Source organism: Muricomes intestini (assembly GCF_004346165.1).
GTDB classification, from domain to species: Bacteria; Bacillota; Clostridia; order Lachnospirales; family Lachnospiraceae; genus Muricomes; species Muricomes intestini.
This window is the reverse complement of sequence record NZ_SLZZ01000003.1, coordinates 1-21358: the sequence shown is the minus strand read 5'-3', so window position 1 is coordinate 21358 and position 21358 is coordinate 1. Positions and strand designations below refer to the sequence as shown.

The 21358-nt window shown below is 44.0% G+C and carries 23 protein-coding genes; 21 read left to right on the top strand and 2 right to left on the bottom strand.

Translation table 11 applies throughout. The features are described 5' to 3' along the window. Positions 1-37: 37 nt before the first annotated feature. The 10 genes from EDD59_RS03185 to EDD59_RS03145 all read left to right on the top strand — a co-directional run bounded on the left by EDD59_RS03185 (position 38) and on the right by EDD59_RS03145 (position 7883). Entirely contained in the window at positions 38-352 is a 315-nt protein-coding gene (locus EDD59_RS03185) for an STAS domain-containing protein (protein WP_132378844.1), read from the top strand. Beyond that, positions 349-804, top strand: coding sequence for an anti-sigma F factor (spoIIAB, locus tag EDD59_RS03180; RefSeq protein ID WP_132378842.1), 456 nt, complete (start codon positions 349-351; stop codon positions 802-804). Before EDD59_RS03185 ends, spoIIAB begins: the two co-directional genes overlap by 4 nt. Beyond that, positions 783-1502 carry an RNA polymerase sporulation sigma factor SigF gene (gene sigF, locus EDD59_RS03175; RefSeq protein ID WP_132378840.1) on the top strand — a complete coding sequence of 240 codons (720 nt, stop codon included), beginning with the start codon at positions 783-785 and terminating at the stop codon, positions 1500-1502. The genes spoIIAB and sigF overlap by 22 nt, the downstream gene beginning before the upstream one ends. 123 nt (positions 1503-1625) lie before the next feature. Further along, positions 1626-1787, top strand: coding sequence for a hypothetical protein (locus tag EDD59_RS17680; RefSeq protein ID WP_165920850.1), 162 nt, complete (start codon positions 1626-1628; stop codon positions 1785-1787). Continuing rightward, complete coding sequence (locus EDD59_RS03170) at positions 1777-2442, top strand: stage V sporulation protein AA (protein WP_132378838.1); 666 nt, start codon at positions 1777-1779, stop codon at positions 2440-2442. The genes EDD59_RS17680 and EDD59_RS03170 overlap by 11 nt, the downstream gene beginning before the upstream one ends. Then, positions 2402-2818 carry a stage V sporulation protein AB gene (locus EDD59_RS03165; RefSeq protein WP_132378836.1) on the top strand — a complete coding sequence of 139 codons (417 nt, stop codon included), beginning with the start codon at positions 2402-2404 and terminating at the stop codon, positions 2816-2818. The genes EDD59_RS03170 and EDD59_RS03165 overlap by 41 nt, the downstream gene beginning before the upstream one ends. 159 nt (positions 2819-2977) lie before the next feature. Beyond that, on the top strand, positions 2978-4150 hold the full coding sequence (locus tag EDD59_RS03160; RefSeq protein WP_132378834.1) for a BMP family ABC transporter substrate-binding protein: 1173 nt from the start codon (positions 2978-2980) through the stop codon (positions 4148-4150). 130 nt (positions 4151-4280) lie between these two features. Further along, positions 4281-5810 (top strand): ABC transporter ATP-binding protein, encoded by a 1530-nt coding sequence (locus EDD59_RS03155; RefSeq protein ID WP_207670371.1) that lies wholly within the window; start codon positions 4281-4283, stop codon positions 5808-5810. Then, positions 5801-6898, top strand: coding sequence for an ABC transporter permease (locus tag EDD59_RS03150; protein WP_132378832.1), 1098 nt, complete (start codon positions 5801-5803; stop codon positions 6896-6898). The genes EDD59_RS03155 and EDD59_RS03150 overlap by 10 nt, the downstream gene beginning before the upstream one ends. Further along, entirely contained in the window at positions 6891-7883 is a 993-nt protein-coding gene (locus tag EDD59_RS03145; protein WP_132378830.1) for an ABC transporter permease, read from the top strand. Before EDD59_RS03150 ends, EDD59_RS03145 begins: the two co-directional genes overlap by 8 nt. Before the next feature lie 101 nt (positions 7884-7984). On the opposite strand, the gene EDD59_RS03140 is transcribed toward EDD59_RS03145, so the two are convergent. Beyond that, positions 7985-8443 carry a SpoVA/SpoVAEb family sporulation membrane protein gene (locus EDD59_RS03140; RefSeq protein ID WP_132378828.1) on the bottom strand — a complete coding sequence of 153 codons (459 nt, stop codon included), beginning with the start codon at positions 8441-8443 and terminating at the stop codon, positions 7985-7987. Between the two features lie 116 nt (positions 8444-8559). Next, positions 8560-9741: an iron-containing alcohol dehydrogenase gene (locus EDD59_RS03135; RefSeq protein ID WP_132378826.1), complete on the bottom strand. Its 1182-nt coding sequence runs from the start codon at positions 9739-9741 to the stop codon at positions 8560-8562. A 369-nt stretch (positions 9742-10110) separates the two neighbouring features. Between EDD59_RS03135 and EDD59_RS03130 the strand changes: the two genes are divergently transcribed. The 11 genes from EDD59_RS03130 to EDD59_RS03080 form a co-directional block, all read left to right on the top strand. Beyond that, a complete protein-coding gene (locus EDD59_RS03130; protein WP_132378824.1) occupies positions 10111-12057 on the top strand; it encodes a BglG family transcription antiterminator in 1947 nt (648 codons plus the stop codon). 29 nt (positions 12058-12086) lie between these two features. Continuing rightward, on the top strand, positions 12087-12548 hold the full coding sequence (locus EDD59_RS03125) for a PTS sugar transporter subunit IIA (protein WP_132378822.1): 462 nt from the start codon (positions 12087-12089) through the stop codon (positions 12546-12548). Between the two features lies 1 nt (position 12549). Beyond that, positions 12550-12858, top strand: a complete 309-nt coding sequence (locus EDD59_RS03120) for a PTS fructose transporter subunit IIB (RefSeq protein WP_132378820.1) — start codon at positions 12550-12552, stop codon at positions 12856-12858. A 1-nt stretch (position 12859) separates the two neighbouring features. Beyond that, the gene (locus EDD59_RS03115) at positions 12860-13945 is read left to right on the top strand and encodes a PTS fructose transporter subunit IIC (protein ID WP_132378818.1); all 1086 of its coding nucleotides are present in this window, start codon (positions 12860-12862) and stop codon (positions 13943-13945) included. Positions 13946-13970: 25 nt separating this feature from the next. Beyond that, positions 13971-14855: a class II fructose-bisphosphate aldolase gene (locus EDD59_RS03110; protein WP_132378816.1), complete on the top strand. Its 885-nt coding sequence runs from the start codon at positions 13971-13973 to the stop codon at positions 14853-14855. A 25-nt stretch (positions 14856-14880) separates the two neighbouring features. After that, entirely contained in the window at positions 14881-16494 is a 1614-nt protein-coding gene (locus EDD59_RS03105) for a class I adenylate-forming enzyme family protein (RefSeq protein WP_132378814.1), read from the top strand. 2 nt (positions 16495-16496) lie between these two features. Next, positions 16497-18086 (top strand): acyl CoA:acetate/3-ketoacid CoA transferase, encoded by a 1590-nt coding sequence (locus tag EDD59_RS03100; RefSeq protein ID WP_132378812.1) that lies wholly within the window; start codon positions 16497-16499, stop codon positions 18084-18086. Between the two features lie 75 nt (positions 18087-18161). Next, positions 18162-19004: a 3-hydroxyacyl-CoA dehydrogenase family protein gene (locus EDD59_RS03095; RefSeq protein ID WP_132378810.1), complete on the top strand. Its 843-nt coding sequence runs from the start codon at positions 18162-18164 to the stop codon at positions 19002-19004. A gap of 102 nt (positions 19005-19106) precedes the next feature. Next, positions 19107-20285 (top strand): thiolase family protein, encoded by a 1179-nt coding sequence (locus tag EDD59_RS03090; RefSeq protein ID WP_132378808.1) that lies wholly within the window; start codon positions 19107-19109, stop codon positions 20283-20285. A 59-nt stretch (positions 20286-20344) separates the two neighbouring features. Next, complete coding sequence (locus EDD59_RS03085) at positions 20345-20602, top strand: HPr family phosphocarrier protein (RefSeq protein ID WP_132378806.1); 258 nt, start codon at positions 20345-20347, stop codon at positions 20600-20602. A gap of 24 nt (positions 20603-20626) precedes the next feature. Then, on the top strand, positions 20627-21358 hold a 732-nt coding region (locus EDD59_RS03080; RefSeq protein ID WP_132378804.1), incomplete at its 3' end, for a phosphoenolpyruvate-utilizing N-terminal domain-containing protein.

Sequence of the window (21358 nt, the reverse complement as noted above, 5' to 3'; positions counted from 1 at the left end):
CTAAACAGAAACTGTAAAAGCATGGAGGAGGAGTAATATGAAGTATCAGGTGCAGGAAAACTGCCTGACTATTTATCTGCCCAGGGAGGTGGATCATCACAACGCAGAAGATATGAGAAAAAATGCAGACACATTAATTGAACGCAATCATATTAAGTTTGTGATTTTTGATTTTGAGATGACGGATTTTATGGACAGCTCGGGAATCGGAGTGATTATGGGAAGATATCGGATTGTCCGTCTGCTGGGTGGAGAAATCTGGGCAGTGCATGCGAATGCAAGAATTAAAAAAATTCTGACTATGTCAGGAATGACAAAAATAATGCAGATATATGAGGAGGACGAAGTATGAAAAACACAAATGAAATGGAGATTATTTTTGACAGCTTTTCATCCAATGAGGGATTTGCAAGAGTGGCTGTAGCATCCTTTATGACTCAATTAAATCCCACAGTAGAAGAGGTGTCGGATGTGAAGACAGCAGTGTCTGAGGCAGTAACAAATTCTGTCATTCACGGGTATGAAAATGAGATACATAAGGTTTCCATCCGCTGCAGGATAGAAGGGCAGCAATTTACGGTGGAAGTAAGAGACAGTGGTGTAGGGATAGAGGACGTGGAACAGGCTATGACGCCCTTGTATACCAGTAAGCCTGAACTGGAGCGTTCCGGGATGGGATTCGCCTTTATGGAGGCCTTTATGGACCAGGTGGAAGTTGAGTCAGAGCTGGGGAAAGGAACCACAGTAAGGATGAAAAAAACCATCGGAAAAGGAAGGGAGCTATGGACCACACAATCGCTTTAATTAAGAAATCACACGATGGGGATAAAGAAGCGAGAGAACAATTAGTAGAAGAAAATGTAGGGCTGGTATGGTGTGTAGTGAAAAGGTTTTATGGAAGAGGGACTGAAGCGGAGGATTTATTTCAGATTGGAAGTATCGGCCTGCTTAAGGCCATTGATAAATTTGATCTGTCTTATGAGGTGAAATTTTCCACATACGCAGTACCCATGATATCAGGAGAGATTAAACGTTTTTTGAGGGATGACGGAATGATAAAAGTGAGCCGGTCCTTGAAAGAACTTTCTTATAAAATCTTTCAAACGAGAGAAGAGCTGGTAGGCAGGCTAGGAAGAGAACCAACCCTAGATGAACTGGCAGAAATTATGGGGGTGGATCGAGAAGAAATTGTCCAGGCAATGGAAGCAGGAGGCGAAGTAGATTCTTTGTACAAGCCAATCCATCAGAAAGAGGGAAATGAAATTTGCCTTGTGGACAAGCTGGAGGAAAAAGAGAGAAAAGAAGAGAAGATACTGGACCGTATGCTGCTTGCACAACTGCTGGAAAGCCTGGACAAGGAAGAACGTCAGCTGATTTACCTTCGGTATTTTGCAGAAGAGACGCAGTCTCAAGTCGGGAAAAGGATGGGAATTTCTCAGGTGCAGGTATCCAGAATGGAAAAAAGGATTATTGAGAGTATGCGGAAAACCTGTAATTGTTAAGGGCTGTTTGTAAATAATTCTGTCCTCCTGAATAGTTACGCATAATTTATAAAAAAGTTCAAATACTAACCTTGAGATGGAGCAGCAATTCCATCATTATGCGAGGAAAGGTTAGGTACAGTCATGGAAGATGGAAAAAGAAAAATCCGCATTTGTCTGTTTAGCATTGTACTGGCGGCAGTTGTAATTGGTATTCTTTATTACTATTTCAATGGGAGTACACCTGTCAGAAATAGTGAAGGTACTTTGATCCGGGGGCCGAGGGTGGAATATTATGGCTGTTAGTCACGATACGGTGTATTTAAAAGGTGACAGGGATGTTGAGGTACAAAAAACGGATATTACCCTGAGTGATATTGTATCGCTTGAGTGCAGCAACAAAGATATTGTTCCCAAATTAAAGGCACTAAAAATAATGAAAATACCGGATAAGGGAAAACAGCGGTTTGTTATTTCCATACTAAAAATTATTGCCTGTATTCATGCAGAGTATCCGGGCCTGGAGATCCAAAATATGGGTGAACAGGATATTATTGTAACTTATGAGGAGCAGAAGACTCCAGGTATGCTCTGGCATATTATAAAAACTGCCTTTGTAGCTTTGATTACGTTCTGTGGATCTGCTTTTGCCATTATGACATTTAATAACGATGTGTCTGTGCCAAAGCTCTTTTCACAGATTTATAAATATGTGACCGGAAGTACATCTGATGGTTTTACTATATTGGAGGTTACTTATTCCATAGGACTTACCATAGGAATTCTTGTATTTTTTAATCATTTCGGGAAAAAGCGTTTTACGGTGGATCCAACGCCCATGGAAGTGCAGATGCGGCTATATGAAAACGACATACAGACTACTTTAGTGGAAGATGCATCAAGAAGGGAGCAGGAACTGGATGTGGGTAAATCAAATCATACTGGCAGTCATCGGAATTAGCGGCGGATTGATCGTTGCAGGGGGATTATTTTCATTTATCATAGAGCTTGGAATAGCTGCTGACTTTGCGGACCGCACTCACACGGCGGATAAGATACTGCTGTATGAAGACTGTGTGGCGCTGGGCGGCATTGTGGGAAATCTGATTTCCATATTTCAGATACACATTTCCCATGGGAGTTGGATACTCCCCATATTTGGTCTTGTGAGCGGTATTTTTGTCGGATGCTGGGCTATGGCTCTGGCCGAAATACTAAATTTGTTCCCGATTTTTGTACGGAGGCTGAAGATGGTCCGGTATATCTCAGCGTTTATATTAAGTATTGCAGTAGGAAAGGGCGTGGGGGCTCTTATCTATTTTTATAAGGGGTGGTAAATATTATTAAGAAGCAAAAATAAATAAAGTTTGTCAAAAACAAGCCGGGAGGTATTGACTTATTTATTATCCCAGTGTAATATTTAAATATAGACGGGCTATCCAATGACGGAATGTATTTCTGATATGGGTAGCCAATTTTTTTGGGAGGGCAAGATTATGAAGAAGAAGATTTTAAGCACATTGCTGTGTGCAGCCATGGCTGTCAGTATGCTGGCCGGCTGCGGAAAACCGGCTGCAGAGACAGGCAGCGCTGATTCCGGTGACAAGAAGAAAGAAGCATCGGCAGGCATCGCAAAAGAAGACATCAAGATTGGATTTGTACATGTATCCGATGCAAGTGACATGGGTTATACATACAATCACGATCTGGGCACCAAAGAAATGCAGAAGACCTTAGGAATAAGCGACGATCAGATTATCAATAAGTTTAACGTACCTGAAGGTGCAGAGTGTGACACGGCTTTAAGAGAACTCGTAGATGCAGGATGCAATATTATATTTGCAACAAGCTTCGGTTTTGAAGATTATGTAAAAGAGGTTGCATCAGAGTATCCGGATATACAGTTCTGCCATGCTACAGGCTATCAGGCAAAGGACTCCGGGCTGGACAATATGCATAACTATTTTGCGTCTATCTATGAAGCACGTTATCTTGCAGGTATTGCTGCCGGTCTGAAGACGGAAAGTAATCACCTCGGTTACGTTGCAGCGTTCCCGTTTGCAGAGGTTATCAGCGGATATACTTCTTTTTACCTGGGAGCCAAAAGTGTAAATCCAGATGTGACAATGGATATTATGTATACAAACTCATGGAATGACCCGACGATAGAGTCTCAGGTTGCAAAGGCTCTGATAGAGCGCGGATGTGATGTGATCTCACAGCACTCTGATTCCACAGCTCCTGCAACGACGGCGGAAGAGTACGGTGCGTATCAGGTTGGATATAACAATGATATGATTGAGGCAGCACCAAAGGCTTCCCTAATTTCAGCCCGTATCGACTGGGGTATTTATGTGACAGAAGCAGTAAAGGATGTAATAGATGGCAAGGAGATTCCGGTCGACTGGTGTAAAGGTCTGGCCGACAATGCGGTTTATCTGTCACCCTTAAATACAGACATTGCTGCAGAGGGAACCCAGGAAGCAATTGACAAAGCGGCAGAAGAAATTAAATCAGGAAAACTTCAGGTGTTTGCAGGTCCTCTGACAGGAACAAATCCGGACGGTGAGAAAATTGAAGTTGCTGAAGGTGATTACTATAAAGAACAGGTTGATCAATCCGCCCCGTCCTGGAATTATATTATTGATGGATGTAATGTGATTGAATAGTTAGATTCATACCGGTATAAGTTCATTACAGAGCCGTTGCATGACGGCTCTGTTTTTGGAAGTATATAAAACGGTCGGTAAGAGAAAGGAGGAGGAAGGCTTGGGCGAGGCTACAGATTATGCTGTGAGGATGCATCATGTCACAAAAACCTTCGGGAAGGTTGTTGCCAACAAGAATGTTGATCTGGAACTCAAAAATGGGGAAATACTGGCACTTCTTGGAGAGAATGGAAGTGGGAAGACTACGTTGATGAACATGCTCTCCGGCATCTATTTTCCGGATCACGGTGAAATAGAAATTCATGGAACACCGGTAACTATCCGGTCTCCGAGAGATGCGTTTGATTTAGGAATAGGGATGATTCATCAGCATTTTAAGCTGGTGGATGTTATGACGGCAGCAGAAAATATTATTCTGGGACTTGACGGAAAGACTACGGTGAACCGCAAGGAAATTAATAAAAAGGTTGGGGAATTGGCTTCCCGATATGGGTTTGAAACAGATCCCGCTAAGAAAATCTATAATATGGCAGTATCTGAGAAGCAGACCGTGGAAATATTGAAGGTACTGTTCAGGGGGGCCGATATCCTAATACTGGACGAACCCACTGCAGTGCTGACACCTCAAGAGACTAAGAAGTTGTTTGCCGTGCTCCGTAATATGAAAGCAGACGGAAAATCAATTATCATTATTACACATAAGCTCAATGAAGTAATGGCTATTTCAGACAGAGTGGCAATTCTGAGAAAGGGCGAGTACATAGGTGTTGTGGAGACTGCCGCAACGAATCAGGCGCAGCTTACGGAGATGATGGTAGGACGGCCGATCAGTCTTGCAATTGACAGACCTAAAAGGGAGTGTGGGGAGGAGAGACTCGAAGTCATCGGGCTGACCTGCCTCAACGGAGAAGGAGTCAAAACACTTGATAATGTCTCTTTTACAACATACAGCGGTGAGATTCTGGGAGTTGCCGGGATTGCAGGCAGCGGTCAAAAAGAACTCTGTGAGGCAATTGCGGGACTGTGTCCTACAATAGCTGGCTCTGTACTTTATTCAGGAGAGTGCGAAGGCGAAAACTGTGTGTCGAGAGAGCGTATTCTAGGCCTGAAACCTGACGAAATTGTAAAAAAAGGCATTTCCATGGCATTTGTCCCGGAGGACAGACTGGGAATGGGGCTTGTGGCAGGCATGGATATGACGGACAACGTAATGCTGAGAAGCTACAAAAACAAGAAGGGCTTTTTGGTAGACAGGAAGACACCTAAAAATGTGGCAGAAAAGCTGATTGAAGAACTGGAGATTGTCACCCCGGGAGTCGAGACACCGGTAGGAAGAATGTCAGGCGGAAATGTTCAGAAGGTTTTGTTGGGGCGGGAAATTGCACTTAGTCCTTCTGTACTGATTGTAGCATATCCTGTGCGGGGCCTTGATATTAACTCTTCATATAGAATCTATGATTTGCTCAATGAGCAGAAGAAAAAAGGTGTATCTGTTATTTTTATAGGGGAGGATCTGGATGTGCTGATGGAACTGTCTGACCGAATTATGGTCTTGTGCGGCGGGAAGGTCAGTGGAATTGTAGATCCGAGAGAAGTAACTAAAGAGGATATTGGGCTGATGATGATACATGTGGAAGAGGAGGTACCGGTATGCAAGTAAAGTCAACACAGGTGAAAGAACCTCTGCTCCGTATGGTAAAGCGGGACACGCTTTCACCCAGGAAGGCCTGGGGAATCCGCGGGATTGCCTTTCTTCTTTCTCTCATAACAGGAGGGGTGTTAATTCTGATTCTGGGACATAACCCTTTTTTGGTATATAAGGCTATGGTAGTCGGCTCATGGGGTTCCTCCACAGTGATTCATGAGACAGTAAAACTTGCGGTTCCTCTTTTGATTACTGCAATCGGTATTTCTTTTGCGTTTAAAATGAAGTTTTGGAATATCGGGGCGGAGGGACAGATACTCGTAGGGGCTGTGGCAGCAGGAGCCTTTGGTCTGTTTACTGCACATATTTTTCCAAAGCTTCCTCTGGTAATTCTGATGCTTTTTGCCGGAATGACAGCAGGAGGGTTATACGGTCTCCTTCCGGCAGTGTGTAAAGCAAAATGGGGAACAAATGAGACTTTGTTCACTCTGATGCTCAATTACATCGCTCTGGCTTTTGTCAAGTACCTGATGAATGGGCCGTGGAAGGCTCCGGGAAGCAGCTTCCCGAAGATTGCCATGCTGGTGCCGGGAGCCAGACTGTCAAAGGTGCTGGGCGTGCATTGGGGTTGGATACTGGCACTGATCCTGGTCGTGGCTGCCTATATTTATTTTAATAAGACAAAACAGGGATATGAAATTGCTGTGGTTGGTGAAAGCAATAATACGGCCCGCTACGCAGGGATCAATGTGAGCAGGGTATTTACCCGTACCATGTTTTTATCGGGTGCTTTGTGCGGCCTTGTGGGAATGCTTCAGTTCGCGGGAGCAGATTATACCATTACAGAAGGAACGGCCGGGGGAGTCGGGTTTACCGCTATTACCGTTGCATGGCTTGCGAAGATGAATCCTATAGGGATGCTGGGAGTCTCCGTGTTTATTGCTATGTTGGAGAGAGGGGCAAATACTATTCAGACGAACTTTAAAATACCGGCATCTGCATCAGATCTGTTGATAGGGATTATTCTCTTTTTCATGCTGGGATGTGAGTTCTTTGTTACATACCGTCTGATTTTCAGAGGGAAGGAGGAGCAGCATGCTTAATACATTAAATAGCTTATTTATAGCGGCAGTGCTTGCAGGAACTCCGTTGCTGCTGGGTGCACTGGGAGAAATCCTGACAGAGAAATCGGGGAATATGAATCTTGGTGTGGAAGGCATGATGTTCATGGGAGCAATTACCGGACTGGCAGGCTCCTACTATTATGAGCAGACTGTAACAAAATCAGGCGGTGCGCCAAATGGTATTCTGTCAGCCCTTATTGCACTCCTTGTATCGTTCCTGGCAGGAGCTTTTGGAGCCTTGATATACAGTTTCCTTACGATATCACTGCGTGCGAATCAGAATGTAACCGGTCTGACCTTGACTATATTCGGTACCGGATTCGGCAACTTTTTCGGCGAATATATTGGACAGAAAGCAGGAGGATATGTTGCGGTAAGCGGTACGACAAAAGCTGCATTTTCCAAACTACATATTCCGGTACTATCAGATATTCCGGTCCTGGGAAAGCTTCTATTTCAATATAACTGGCTGGTATATCTTGCGATTTCTATTGCCATAATTATGGCGTGGTTTTTTAACAAGTCCCGTATAGGTCTGAATTTAAGAGCAGTGGGGGAGGATCCGGCGACAGCAGACGCTGCAGGAATTAATATTACAAGATATAAATATATTGCAACCATTATAGGCGGCGGCATCTGCGGTATCGGCGGCATGTATATGAGTATGGTTACAACTTCCGGTGTGTGGGTGCACGGATGTGTCAGCGGATATGGATGGCTTGCAGTTGCACTGGTTATCTTTGCGACATGGAGTCCGGCAAAGGGCATTCTGGTAGCCTTGATATTCGGGGGATTAACAATTATGCGTATGTATGTGAATATACCGGGACTTCCCGCGCAGATCTATGATATGCTTCCCTATGTGGCTACAATCGTAGTACTCGTTGTGACAAGCATGAGGCAGAGCAAAGAGCATGCACAGCCAAAGAGCTGCGGACTGAATTACTTCAGAGAAGAAAGATAGCAGGAGTACAAAGTGGGGAGCAATCCGCAGGTATCATGGGGGCAAAATACTTTTTAGCGAACACTGATGAATATTACTCAGTGCTCGCTATTTTTTCGTGGTTATAAAACTTTCATCAACCAATATACCAGCCCCAGAACCCAGCTGGTGAATATTCCATACAATATAACCGGCCCTGCGATTGTAAATATTTTACATCCGATTCCGAATACCTGCCCCTCTTTCTTATATTCAATGGCAGGAGCTGCCACGGAGTTGGCAAACCCGGTGATTGGCACCAGAGCGCCCGCCCCTCCCCATTTTGCTATCTTGGGGTATATATTCATCCCCGTAAGGATAATACTGATTAGTATTAAGAGGAGAGAGGTCCAGCCGCTGCATTCATCTTTTGACATGCCCTGAAGTTCACAATAATTATAAATAAATTGTCCCAAGGTACAGATTATACCGCCTGTGATAAACGCTTTCCCCATATTTGAATAAACATTATGAACAGGAGTTTTACGCTTTACATAATCCTGATATTGCTTTTCCTGCTTTACTTTTTCAATCTTATCCATACTCATTCTCCTTCACCGGCTAAATTACAATTAGTATGTGGAAAATCAGGGGAAATATACGAAAAATCGATTATAATATTAGAGCACAGATTTAACAATAGCTAAATGGCTTTATTTTACTTTCGTGCCATTTCATAAATCTTTATCACATCATCTTTATATAATGTCTGGAAAAATCCTACGTGTCCGCCGCCGGTGGCCACGCATTTTCTTGCCATTTCTTCAATTTGCGCATCTGTAGGTTCCACACCAAGCTCCTTTAAGTTTGTCGGCATGCCAATTTTGCGGCACCAGTCTTCCCATGCTTCGATACCCTTCAATGCGGTTACCTCCATATTGTAGAAGTTTTCCGGTACATTAAATACATTGACAGCAAACTGTGCAAATCTTGTAGGGTTGGTTTTCAAGACATATCTTGCCCAGCTTCCCCATATGGCGCACAATCCCGCACCATGAGCCACATCAAACATTCCGCCCAGCTCATGTTCAATCTTATGGGAAGCAAAGTCTGATACACGCCCTGTTCCGGTCAAGCCGTTATGTGAAAGGCTGCCTGCCCACATTAAAGTAGCCCTGGCCTCATAATTTTGCGGCTCTTTTACGGCAACTTTTACAGCTTCGCGGACAGAGACAAGGAGACCTTCTGCCATACGGTCAATTAAGTCCACATCCTTGGTATTGGTAAAATACCGCTCCATTGTATGCATCATAATATCAGAGCCGCCGCTGGCTGTCTGATAAACTGGAAGTGTATAGGTAAGCTCTGGATTCATAATAGCAAATTTCGGACGCGCACAGTCATGGTTATAGGACCGTTTCAGCATACCGTCTTCAATCGTAATAACCATGGAATTACTTGTTTCAGATCCGGTGGCTGCGATAGTAGATATGCATCCGATGGGAGCAATTTTGTCAGTTGTAACCTTGCCGAGCAACAAATCTTCCAGTGAAAAATCGTTGACAAGTCCATACCCAATGCCCTTTGCAGAGTCAATGGCGCTTCCTCCTCCGATTGGAAGAAGAAAATCAACTCCTTCGTCTTTGCAAAGCTGTATCCCTTCTTTTACAAGACCAAGCCGTGGATTTGGAACTACTCCTCCCAGATCAATATAATCGAGTCCGGCATCCTCAAGACCTTTATGAACTCGATCCAGAGTTCCATTTTCCTGAAGAAATGTACCGCCATAATGAACCAGGACCTTGTGACCGCCCAGTGCCTTTATTTCCTTTCCGGCTTCTGCTTCCACACCTTTCCCAAAAATGACTTTAGTAGGATTGTAAAATTCAAAATTAATCATGTAAAAACCTCCTTAAATAGTGCAGTATATAAAATGCTGCGAATAAATCCTTTCCTTTTACTGTGTCTCATTATAAATATTTTTGGAGAAAATGAATAATTGAAAAATTGCACTAAGTAAGTGAAACAATATGATAAGAAAAGTGAAATTTTTGTGGACAGAACAGTATGCACAAAAAAGGGCATGATTTTTTGACAAAAGGTCTTATAAAACATGCAAAATAGACAAGGTATCATAGGAAATTAAAAAAAGTGTGATATATTTAATACTAGTTGCACCAAGTTTTTGTTTGCAGGTGAAATTATATGATTTGTAAAACGAGCTGCCGGGCAGATATAATATGCTCGAACAGCGGGGAAGGTGGGTCAAATGTTTTTACCAAGAGAAAAGAAAATATTGAATTTACTTTTAAAGAGTGAGAAAAAATTAACCACATCTCAGGTTGCTGCGGAGTTAAAGGTCAGTCCCAGGACAATCAAAACAGATGTTAAAAAAATCAATACAGAGTTAGAAAGACACTCCTGTTTTATCAGAACCAGGCAGGGCGTGGGCCTCTGGCTGGATTTCGATGAAAATGGGAAACGTTATCTGAAAACGGCTATTTACGAAGAGTCAGATTTATATATGTCGGCGGAGGCCAGAAAGTATTATATTGCGGTGGCCCTTTTAAATAGCAAGGAATACACTTCGATGGAGTCCCTGGCTGGCAGGTTTTATGTAAGTAAGGGGACTGTTGTGAATGATGTCAATGAACTGGAGCCGTTTTGGAGGAAGTTCGATATTGCGTTTTCAAAAAAAGTAAAATATGGAATCAAGGCAGAAGGAATGGAATCACAGACGAGGCTTGCTCTGATTGATGCTCTAAAAAAAGTAGCAGGAGCTCCAGGAAAGGCTGCTGCTGAAAAGATACAGCCAATGTTTGAAAATGTAGATCTAAATCAGTTAAAAGACATTATAAAGGGAACAGAAAAAAGATTCCACTTTATTTTGACGGATATATCTTTCGATGAGTTTCTTATACAGCTTGCTGTCATGCTGCAGCGTCTGGAAATGGGCCATGGCATGGATGACAAGGCTAAAGATGTTGCCCTTCATATAGAGAGAAAGGAATGGTTCATCAGCCAGTTTTTGAAGGAACAGATTGCAGAGTATACCAGGATAGAAGTGCCTGAAAAAGAAATGGAGTATTTGATTTGCTGTCTCAGAGGGATGCGCTTTCAGGTTCCTATGGTCAAGGAAAAAAACCTGAAAAAGATGCGCAGCCGGGCACCGGAAATGTTTGACTATATGATGAAGATATTGGAGGAAATAGATGAGAAATATCATCTGAATCTGGAAGAAGATGACGAACTGTCCTATGCCATGTTTGATCATCTGGAGTGTATGGTTCACCGGATCCAGAGCAAGATGTATCTGACAAATCCAATTCTGGAGTCGGTAAAGAAAGAGATGTTTTATGAGTATGAAATTGCTTCTTATCTCATTGCAAAGTTCAGTGCTAAATATGAGGTTGAGACAACAGAAGACGAAATCGGATATATCACCTTCCATATTGGGGCTTCCATAGAACGCATGACCCAGAAGAAAAAGAAAAGTTTTACTGTAACAATTGTATGTATGACAGGTATTGGTACGTCACAGTTTATATCAATGAAACTGAAAAGACTTTTCCCCAATATTGAGGTTTCAAAAATTATCTCTGCGAATATGGCAGAGGGTCTGGATGAGAGGGGGCAGGATTTTGTGATTTCCACGATTCCCCTCTATTTGGAGAAGATTGAAGTAATACAGGTATCCCCGGTACTCAATGAAGAAGACGTAAGGCGTATTCAAAAACATATCCATAAACAGGAAAATAAGCAGACGGAAGAAAAATTTACCTACTTTTATCTAAAGAATTTGTTGCATGAAGAGATTACAATATTAAACTGCGACTTGAAATCAAAGGAAGAAGTTATGGAATTGCTGGGGAAAAGGATGATAAGGGAAGGGTACGTGGATGCTGGATATGTAGATTCCATATTTGAAAGGGAAAGGCTTTCCGACACTTGTATAGGCAGTCTGATTGCCATACCTCATGCGTTTGACGGACATATCCTGAGGCAGGGAATTGGACTTTTGACCTTAAAGAAGCCTGTAGCCTGGGGGAATGAAAAAGTACAGATTGTATTTATGCTTGCGCTGAATACAAAAGCTGAAAATCATTTCCAGGGAATTTTTGGAGAAATGCTGGATCTGACAAAGAATTCAAAAGATGTGGCACAGATGTTAAAAGCCAGAAAATTTAATGAGATAGAGATTTTTAAGAGGGGATAGCGCTTAAAAAGAAAGGAATTTAGTTGTATATGAATATTGCAGAAATGATTGATGAGAAACTGGTGAATTTTGATTTTGAGGCTGGGACCAAAGATGATGTATTAAAGGGTCTTGGAAAAATGATGTATGACGCAGGTAAAGTAAGTGACCTGAAGCAATATATAGATGGACTTTATGAAAGGGAAACTGAGTTCTCAACAGGGGTAGGGAACGGTGTTGCAATTCCCCATTGCAAATCCGGCTGCGTCAGAGAGGCAGCATTCACATTGGTAAAACTAAAGAATCCGGTGGAATGGGAAACACTGGATGGACGTCCGGTTGATTATGTGATTATGCTTGCCGCCCCAAACACATCAGATAATGTACATTTAAAAATGCTTTCTAGACTGGCGGCAAATCTGGTGGACGATGATTTTCGAGAGGCACTTAAAAGTGCGTCATCTGTGAAGGAAATCAAAGATTTATTTTCATCAAAAAAGGAGGAGGAATAAGATGTATATTCTGGGAGTAACAAGCTGTCCGGTGGGAATCGCACATACCTATATGGCAGCATCTAATCTGGAAAAATGTGCTAAGAAAAAGGGCCTGGAGGTGAAGATCGAAACTCAGGGAGCTACAGGCGTGGAAAATGAAATAACAAAAGAGGATGTTAAGAGGGCAGATGCTGTAATCATTGCCAGCGATGTGAGAATCAAGAACGGTAGTAGATTTGATGATCTGCCTACATTGACAGTAGGAGTCAGTGAGGCAATCAAGGATGCAGACGGAATAATTAACGAATTGTTGGAGGCATTGAAATAAAATGGCGGAGATAAAGAGAAAAACGAAAAAGAAAAGCCAGGGAGCATTTCTGAGAGATTCTATTATGACAGGTATATCTTATATGATTCCTGTTATTGTAGGCGCCGGTGTTATTCAGGCAATTGCAAAAGCAATGGGCGGATATGATATCGCAAACCATATGGAAGAGATTGACACACTGGCAAAAGCAATTATGCTTCTTGGTCAGAACATGATGAACTTTGTAGTACCGGTTATCGCAGCATTTATCGCATATGCCATGGCGGACAAGCCCGGGCTTGCTCCTGGGTTTGTAATGGGTGCCCTTGCAGGTGCGATTAATACTGGATTTGTGGGGGGCCTTGTAGGCGGTATCATGGTTGGATACTTTATTCTTGCACTGAAGAAAATTAAAGTACCCAAGTCATTACAGGGCGTTATGCCGATTTTGATTATACCTGTCGTTACTACACTGGTCTGCGGCTTGCTGATGTACTATGTTGTAGGTGTGCCGATCCGGCTGTTTATGGAGTGGGTAACGCTTGGACTGACTTCCTTAAGTGGTGGTTCAAAGTTCCTCTTAGGTGCAGTGATCGGAGCTATGATTTGCTTTGATCAGGGGGGCCCGATTAATAAGACAGCAGCTCTGTTTGTAAATGGGCTGAATGCTGATGGGTTCTTAATACCCACAGCCGCAAAGATGTGTGCCGGTATGACGGCCCCACTGGGAATCGGCCTTGCATGCTTTATCGGCGGGAAAAAGAAATTTACACACAGTGAAAGAGAACAGGCAAAGTCTTTGTTTATTCTATCCTGCTGCTATGTTCAAGAAGGTGTTATCCCGTTTCTGATGAAAGATCCGGTCCGCGTCGTGATTTCCACTATGACGGGAGGTGCCATAACCGGAGGGCTTTGTATGATTTCTGCATTGGAGTCCCCGGCTGTCCACGGTGGTGCATTTGTCATCGCAATGACATCCAATCCACTGATGTTTGTCGGATACTGGCTGCTGGGCGGATGCATCACAGGCGTATTGTATGCAATCCTGAGGAGACCACTTCCGGAGGGATATGTTGAAAGTGAAGACGATTCTGTTTCTATTATTTAGTGAATTGTTGGAATAGGAGAAAAATATGTATGTATCAATGAAAGACATGCTCTGGCATGCACACAAAAATCAATATGCAGTTATGGCAATTAACTGTGTAAACATGGAACAGGCAAAAGCAATTATCCAGTCTGCCGAGGAGGAGAAATCTGCAGTTATTATTAATATTTCTCCTCGTCAGATGAAAGCACACGGGCACGCAGATATCTTGGCGCCGATGATAAAAGGAATGGCAAAAAAGGTGTCTGTTCCGGTGGCCTTCAATCTAGATCATGGTGCTGATTTTGAGGATATTACATATGCAATGCAATGTGGGTTTTCCAGTGTCATGATCGACTCTTCTAGTTACGAGTTTGAGGAGAATGTAAGAAGAACGCAAATGATTGCATCACTGGCCCATGGTATGGGACTTTCCTGTGAGGCTGAACTTGGTCACGTAGGTGCGGCAAAGGAAGCGGATAATGAAAAGGAAGACTTATACACGAATCCTCAGCAGGCAAAAGAGTTTGTGGAGAGGACCGGATGTGACTGTCTGGCAGTGGCCATAGGAACAGCACATGGGAGCTATCCGAAAGGATTTATTCCCAGGTTGGATTTTGAAAGATTAAAATTACTGAAGGAAACACTGCAGATACCGCTTGTACTTCACGGAGGCTCCGGAGCAGGTGAAAAAAATATAAAAAAGGCAGTTGCCTGCGGAATTAACAAGATTAATGTATGCACTGACTTATTTAAACATGCAAGAATAGCAACAGCAAGAGCTCTGGAAGAAAATCCGGAAATCGACTATATGGATTTATGCATTGAGGCACAGAATGCTATGAAGGACTTCATTAAGAATTACATGAGAATGATTGGTTCAAGCAGACGTTATGATTTTGAAAAGCATCAGGGTCCGGAGTTTGATTAGTACACAGGGAAAATGAGGTGCCGTCATGTTAGAAGGGAAAGATGTATGGAATCCATGGTTTCAGACAGATATGGAAGATATAAAAATAGGAGACCGGACTGTCTATACATTTTCAAAGATGAAAAAAAGTTTTTATGAGATGCTGGAAGATACGGCTGAAAGGTATCCCGATAAACCAGGATTGTGTGACAATTGGAACAGAAGCTACACTTATCGGGAGTTTTTACATATGGTGGATAGTCTGGCAGCATATCTGAAAAATGTGCTGCATGTTAAGAAAAAAAGTCATGTGGGCCTGCTGCTGAATAATGGAATTGAGTTTGCCACAGCCTTTTATGCAGTATGTAAGCTGGGGGCGGTTGCAGTGCCGCTCCCCACGAAATACAGGGAACCGGAGATCCAGTCATTGACAGATAAGGCAGATTTGTACTGTGTTCTTGTCAGTGAGGACTACGGGAGCTTGATACGGGATTATGAGGATGCTGGGATAATTGTTTTATGCACACGGGATGAAGAAAACGGATATGGGTTTTGTTATCTGAATCTGCCGGGGGGCGGGACTGAATTGTCCGCCCCAGGGTGTGGTGAATTGGAAGATGAAATGATTCTCATGTTTACTTCGGGGACGACTTCGGAAAGCAAGGGAGTTATTTTGAAAAACTATAATATCAATCACGCTGTGATGATATATCAGAGACTTTTAGAACTGGGACCGGAGGATAAAACAATCATACCCGTTCCCATTTATCATATTACAGGGCTTGTGGCGCTGTTGGGGTTATTTGTCTATATGGGAGGCACGGTTTATCTGTATAAGCGGTATGATGCCAGAAGGATTCTGGAGGGTATAAATAATCATGGAATAACCTTTATGCATGGTTCCCCCACGGTATTTGGGTTACTTTTGGATTACCAGAAAGAATTCCCTGAACTGAAAAGCGTGCGGAAGCTTGCCTGCGGCAGCAGCTATATACCGGTGGAAACAATGAAAAAGCTTCACAGGTGGATGCCCGGAATGGAGTTTCAAAATGTATATGGGATGACGGAGACTTCTTCACCGGGGACAATTTTTCCCTATGACGCGGCAATCAGTATTTATCCCAAGTCGCAGGGAAAGCCGATTCCGGGAATGCATCTGAAAATCGTGGATGATGGAAGAGAAGTGGCCGATGGGATTGTTGGGAGCATATACCTGAAGGGCGCTAATATCTGTGAGTACTATTACAATATCGACTCGCCCCTGATTACGCCGGATGGATGGCTTGACACCGGAGATATGGGATATATTAATGAAGATTCCTATGTGTTTATCGTAGACCGAAAAAAAGATATGATTAACCGCGGGGGAGAGAAGATTTGGTGTACGGATGTGGAAAATGAGCTGCTCTCTTTGGAGGGGATTAAGGATACAGCTGTGGTCGGGATTCCCAATGGAGTATACGGGGAAGTTGCCGCTGCTGTGGTTGTTTTGGAAAAAGGCAGCAGGCTGACGGAAGAAGAGATTAAAATCGGGCTGAAGAACCGGCTGGCAAAGTTTAAAATTCCGGAGAAGGTGATTTTTGTGGATGAGGTGCCGAAAACACCTGGGCTCAAGACAGATAAGAACTACATCAGGACATTATTTGAGAAAGGAAACTAGTTATGCTGAAAGCAAATTTTATCAGTGCGAAGGAAGCTGCTTCCAGGGTAAAGGATGGAAGCACCATTTGCCCGGTCGCCATGACCCTTGTCAGTGCAAGTGAGTCAATTTTAAAAGAATTGGAAACAAGTTTTGTGAAGACAGGGCATCCGTTCGGACTGACTTTGCTTCATTCCTGTGGACAGAGCGACCGAAAAGACGGTATACAACATCTTGCTCACGAGGGGATGGTGAAGCGGATCATCGGTTCTCACTGGGGGCTTCAGCCCAGATGGATGGAGATGATTGCGAACAGTAAGGTGGAGGCATACTGCCTGCCACAGGGGCAGATTGCCCAGCTGTACAGAAGCATGGCCTGTGGTCTGCCGGGAAAAATGTCCAAGGTGGGACTGGGAACATTTATCGATCCCCGGGTGGAAGGCGGCAAGATGAACGAGCGCACAAAGCCCCTGCCGGATATTGTAGATATTATTTCCTATAACAACCAAGAGTATATGTTTTATAAAGAAGTTCCCATTGATGTCTGTCTGATCCGTGGGACTCTCTGTGACGAGATGGGAAATCTGACAACGACGGAGGAAGCAATGAAGCTGGAAGTACTGCCGGCGGTACTGGCGGCCAAGCGTTACGGCGGTAGAGTCATTGCCCAGGTAAAGCAGGTCATTCAGACAGGGAGTATCAATCCCAAGGATGTAACTGTCCCGGGGGTATTTATTGATGATGTTGTTGTGTGCGAGAATCCAATGGAAGATCACCGGCAGACCTCCTCCTGGTATTTCGACCCATCCTACTGCGGCCAGGTCAGGGTCCCTCAGGGAAATATCCAGCCTGCGCCATTTAATGAGAGAAAGTTTATTGCAAGGCGTGGGACTTTGGAGCTGTATCATGGAGCAGTGGTGAACCTTGGTACAGGAATCCCCAATGATATGGTAGGAAAAATCTGTAATGAAGAAGGTGTGTCGGATGACATTATGATTACAGTGGAATCCGGAATATACGGCGGAGTACAGGCGGGGGGCATAGACTTTGGAATCGGACAGAACCTGTATGCCATGATCGGGCATCATGAGCAGATGGATTATTATAACGGCGCCGGTGTGGATATTACATACATGGGGCTTGGCGAGCTGGGGGAGGACGGCAGTGTAAACTCCACTAAAATGGGCTCCCGGTGCACCGGTGCCGGCGGGTTCATTGATATCACCCAGAACGCTAAAAAGATAGTATTTCTGGGGACCTTTACAGCCGGCGGGGCTAAATATGAGTTTGCTGACGGGAAGCTGACCATTTTACAGGAAGGAAAAATATGTAAAATGGTGAAGCGGGTGGCACAGCTGTCCTTTAACGGACCAATGGCCAGAGAAAAGGGACAGGAGGTTCTAATCGTCACAGAACGGGCGGTATTCAGGCTTTGTAAAGAAGGAGTAGAGTTAATGGAGATTGCTCCCGGAATAAATTTGCAGACACAGGTGCTGGATCAGATGGACTTTCAGCCAATTGTAAGTCCTAAACTGAAACTGATGGATAAAAAATTATTTATCCGGGACGGGGCATTTGGTTTGGAATTGAAGGAAAAACCAGAGAGAAAGTAGCAAGGGCGGATTACAGGCAATGTATATTTGGCAGCATGTAGATTTTATATATTTCATAGAAAGAGGTGTTTGACAATGAAAGTAGCAGTAATCGGAGCAGGACTAATGGGAAGTGGTATTGCCCAGACTTGTGCGCAGGCGGGATATGAGGTAAAGAACATCGATGTATTCGAGCCTGCCATTGAAAAAGCAAAGGTGAATATTGAAAAATTATTTGCAAAAAAAGTTGCAAAAGGCAGTATGACAGAGGCACAAAAGAATGAAATTTTTGAAAGAATGACATATAGCAGCAACATGGAGGATGTCAGAGGTGCAGGAATAATTATAGAAGCAGTGCCGGAAAAAATAGAATTAAAAAAATCTGTATTCAAGCAGCTGGACAAAGCTGCAGATCCGGAGACAATCATCGTCTCCAATACCTCCGGATTAAGCATCTCCGAGATGGCGGCAGCTACCATGCGGCCTCATAAAGTAATGGGGGTACATTTCTTCTACCCTGCACCTGTGATGAAGCTGGCAGAACTAATCCGCGGCATTGCAACCGATGACGATACTTACAGCAAAGTGAGGGGATTTGTCATCAGTATCAAAAAAACCGTAGTAGATGCACCGGAATACCCCGGCTTCATCGTAAACCGTATTCTGGTTCCTATGCAGAACGAAGCCGCATTCATGGTCATGGAGGGATGCAAACCGGAAGACGTGGACAATGCCATGAAGCTGGGAGCAAACCACCCAATGGGGCCGCTGGAGCTGACAGATTTTGTGGGGATCGATGTAATGCTGGCCACAATGACCGGACTTTACAATGGCTTTCATGACAGCAAATACAGACCGTGCCCTCTGCTTGAAACAATGGTAAAAGCAGGCCACTTAGGACGCAAGACAGGACAGGGATTCTATAAATACGACAAATAGCTCAAAGGGGTCAGTCCCTTTTGCAGCCGGAAGTCAGAATATTCTGAATATGGAGGACAAAAGGGACTGACCCCTTTGCGGATACTTTGAAAGGAGAACGAAATGAGAGATGTAGTAGTTGTTAGCGGAGTGAGACTTCCGGTAGGCAGTTTTGGAGGCAGTCTGAAGGATGTTTCGGCGATTGATATGGGTGCAATGGTTGTAAAGGAAGCGGTGAACCGGGCGGAAATCCAGCCTTCTGATGTAGATGAGGTTATCATAGGACAGGTAGGTGAGGTTGCGGAAAATGGATTCGTGGCAAGGGCTGTCAGTTTGAAAGCAGGTATGCCCAAAGAGACAACGGCGTATTCTGTAAACCGTCAGTGTGGGTCAAGCCTGCAGTCCATCGCAGATGCAGTGCTGGAGATCCAGACAGGACAGGCCGATGTAGTTGTGGCCGGTGGTGTGGAAAATATCTCACAGCTGCCTTATTATGTGAAGGATGCACGCTGGGGAGCCAGAATGGGACATAAGACGTTTGAGGACGGTGTAATTGATATTCTTACATGGCCGCTGGATGGGAATCATAATGGTGTGACTGCAGAAAATGTAGCAACAAAGTATCATGTATCTAGAGAAGATCAGGATCAATTTGCACTGCAGAGCCATCAGCGGGCATGTGCCGCTATTAAGGCTGGCAAGTTCAAGGATGAGATTCTCCCGGTGGAGCTTAAAGACAGAAAGGGAAATGTAACGGTCTTTGATACAGATGAGGGCCCAAGAGATGGACAGACAATTGAGAAGCTTGCAAAACTGCGTCCTTGCTTTGTAAAGGGAGGAACTGTCACGGCAGGAAATTCTTCCAGTTTAAATGACGGTGCAGCTGCAGTGGTTATTATGGCAAGGGAGAAGGCCGAGGCACTGGGAGTTATACCGAAACTCAAAATCGAAGGCTATGCAGTGGCTGGGTTTGATGCGGAGCTTATGGGCTATTCGCCTAAATTCTCCAGTGAAAAACTGGCTGCGAAATTGGGACTTAACCTGAAGAAAATCGACATGTTTGAGATCAATGAGGCATTTGCAAGCCAGGCTTATGCTGTGAGCCGGGACTTGGGGCTGGATCCGGAGAAAGTAAATATTTATGGAGGAGGCATCTCCATCGGACATCCCATCGGCGCCACAGGTACAGTGCTGACAGTAAAAGTACTGTATGAACTGATGCGCTCTGAGAAAAAGGATGCCATGATCAGTATGTGTATCGGTGGCGGACAAGGCATATCTATGTATTTTACCAAATGCTAAAAGCCTTGAGTTTCCGTATACAAGGGTTAAGAAAAGGAAAATAAGAGGAGGATTTTACCATGATGGAGTTTAAGTATACCATTACAGATTCTGAGGGAATCCATGCGAGACCGGCGGGAATGTTGGTAAAGCAGGCTGCAGGCTATAAGTCCGATATCAAGATTACAAAGGGTGAAAAGAGTGCTGATGCAAAGAGAATTTTCGGTGTTATGGGACTGGGTACTAAAGCAGGTGAAGAAATCACTGTGACTGCAGATGGAGAAGATGAAGAAACTGCCGTCTCAGAGCTGGAAGTATTTTTTAAAGAAAACTTATAATTCAGGAATGTCAGAGGAAATAGTATGATTACAATAACAGGTAAAAGTGTATTTGGCGGTGTTTCCATCGGAAGGCTTTCTTTTTATAAAAGGAAGCAGAGAGTGATTAAGCGCACACATGTCGATGCTGTGGAGGCTGAATGCGCCCGGTTTCAGGAAGCTAAGACAACAGCCGCCGGGCAGCTGAAGGAGCTTTATGAAAAGGCCCTGGCAGATGTGGGTGAAGCGAATGCAATGATTTTTGAAATCCACCAGATGATGCTAGAGGATCTGGATTATATTGAATCTGTTGAAAATATCATCCGTACCCAGGAAGTGAACGCGGAATTCGCGGTGGCGGCAACGGCGGACAATTTTGCGCAGATGTTTACTGCTATGGATGATGCATACATGCAGGGACGTGCTGCAGATGTGAAGGATGTATCGGAGCGTGTTCTGAATATTCTCTGCGGAGTAGATGAGGGGATAAAGCAGACGGAGGAGCCCAGTATTATTGCAGCCGATGATCTGGCGCCCAGTGAGACTGTACAGCTGGACAAAAGCAAGGTCCTTGGTTTTGCTACCATGTATGGGTCTGCCAATTCTCATACGGCAATTCTGGCAAGAACGATGAACATTCCGGCTATTATCGGGCTGGGTGAGGAATTAAGTGACAAGCTTGACGGACAGATGGCTGTGATTGACGGTTTTACCGGCAGTCTGTACATAGACCCGGATGAGGAGACTCTTGCCCTGATGCAGGAAAAGCGCAGGGAG

What these genes read in the sequence shown, in the direction of transcription:
- EDD59_RS03155 (WP_207670371.1), top strand. Translation starts at nt 4,281, where the DNA reads ATGCATCATGTCACAAAAACCTTCGGGAAGGTTGTTGCCAACAAGAAT.
- EDD59_RS03160 (WP_132378834.1), top strand. Translation starts at nt 2,978, where the DNA reads ATGAAGAAGAAGATTTTAAGCACATTGCTGTGTGCAGCCATGGCTGTC.
- EDD59_RS03170 (WP_132378838.1), top strand. Translation starts at nt 1,777, where the DNA reads ATGGCTGTTAGTCACGATACGGTGTATTTAAAAGGTGACAGGGATGTT.
- EDD59_RS03145 (WP_132378830.1), top strand. Translation starts at nt 6,891, where the DNA reads ATGCTTAATACATTAAATAGCTTATTTATAGCGGCAGTGCTTGCAGGA.
- EDD59_RS03090 (WP_132378808.1), top strand. Translation starts at nt 19,107, where the DNA reads ATGAGAGATGTAGTAGTTGTTAGCGGAGTGAGACTTCCGGTAGGCAGT.
- EDD59_RS03110 (WP_132378816.1), top strand. Translation starts at nt 13,971, where the DNA reads ATGTATGTATCAATGAAAGACATGCTCTGGCATGCACACAAAAATCAA.
- sigF (WP_132378840.1), top strand. Translation starts at nt 783, where the DNA reads ATGGACCACACAATCGCTTTAATTAAGAAATCACACGATGGGGATAAA.
- EDD59_RS03130 (WP_132378824.1), top strand. Translation starts at nt 10,111, where the DNA reads ATGTTTTTACCAAGAGAAAAGAAAATATTGAATTTACTTTTAAAGAGT.
- EDD59_RS03095 (WP_132378810.1), top strand. Translation starts at nt 18,162, where the DNA reads ATGAAAGTAGCAGTAATCGGAGCAGGACTAATGGGAAGTGGTATTGCC.
- EDD59_RS03125 (WP_132378822.1), top strand. Translation starts at nt 12,087, where the DNA reads ATGAATATTGCAGAAATGATTGATGAGAAACTGGTGAATTTTGATTTT.
- EDD59_RS03100 (WP_132378812.1), top strand. Translation starts at nt 16,497, where the DNA reads ATGCTGAAAGCAAATTTTATCAGTGCGAAGGAAGCTGCTTCCAGGGTA.
- EDD59_RS03105 (WP_132378814.1), top strand. Translation starts at nt 14,881, where the DNA reads ATGTTAGAAGGGAAAGATGTATGGAATCCATGGTTTCAGACAGATATG.
- EDD59_RS03115 (WP_132378818.1), top strand. Translation starts at nt 12,860, where the DNA reads ATGGCGGAGATAAAGAGAAAAACGAAAAAGAAAAGCCAGGGAGCATTT.
- EDD59_RS03140 (WP_132378828.1), bottom strand. Translation starts at nt 8,443, where the DNA reads ATGGATAAGATTGAAAAAGTAAAGCAGGAAAAGCAATATCAGGATTAT.
- EDD59_RS03135 (WP_132378826.1), bottom strand. Translation starts at nt 9,741, where the DNA reads ATGATTAATTTTGAATTTTACAATCCTACTAAAGTCATTTTTGGGAAA.
- spoIIAB (WP_132378842.1), top strand. Translation starts at nt 349, where the DNA reads ATGAAAAACACAAATGAAATGGAGATTATTTTTGACAGCTTTTCATCC.
- EDD59_RS17680 (WP_165920850.1), top strand. Translation starts at nt 1,626, where the DNA reads ATGGAAGATGGAAAAAGAAAAATCCGCATTTGTCTGTTTAGCATTGTA.
- EDD59_RS03185 (WP_132378844.1), top strand. Translation starts at nt 38, where the DNA reads ATGAAGTATCAGGTGCAGGAAAACTGCCTGACTATTTATCTGCCCAGG.
- EDD59_RS03165 (WP_132378836.1), top strand. Translation starts at nt 2,402, where the DNA reads ATGTGGGTAAATCAAATCATACTGGCAGTCATCGGAATTAGCGGCGGA.
- EDD59_RS03085 (WP_132378806.1), top strand. Translation starts at nt 20,345, where the DNA reads ATGATGGAGTTTAAGTATACCATTACAGATTCTGAGGGAATCCATGCG.
- EDD59_RS03120 (WP_132378820.1), top strand. Translation starts at nt 12,550, where the DNA reads ATGTATATTCTGGGAGTAACAAGCTGTCCGGTGGGAATCGCACATACC.
- EDD59_RS03150 (WP_132378832.1), top strand. Translation starts at nt 5,801, where the DNA reads ATGCAAGTAAAGTCAACACAGGTGAAAGAACCTCTGCTCCGTATGGTA.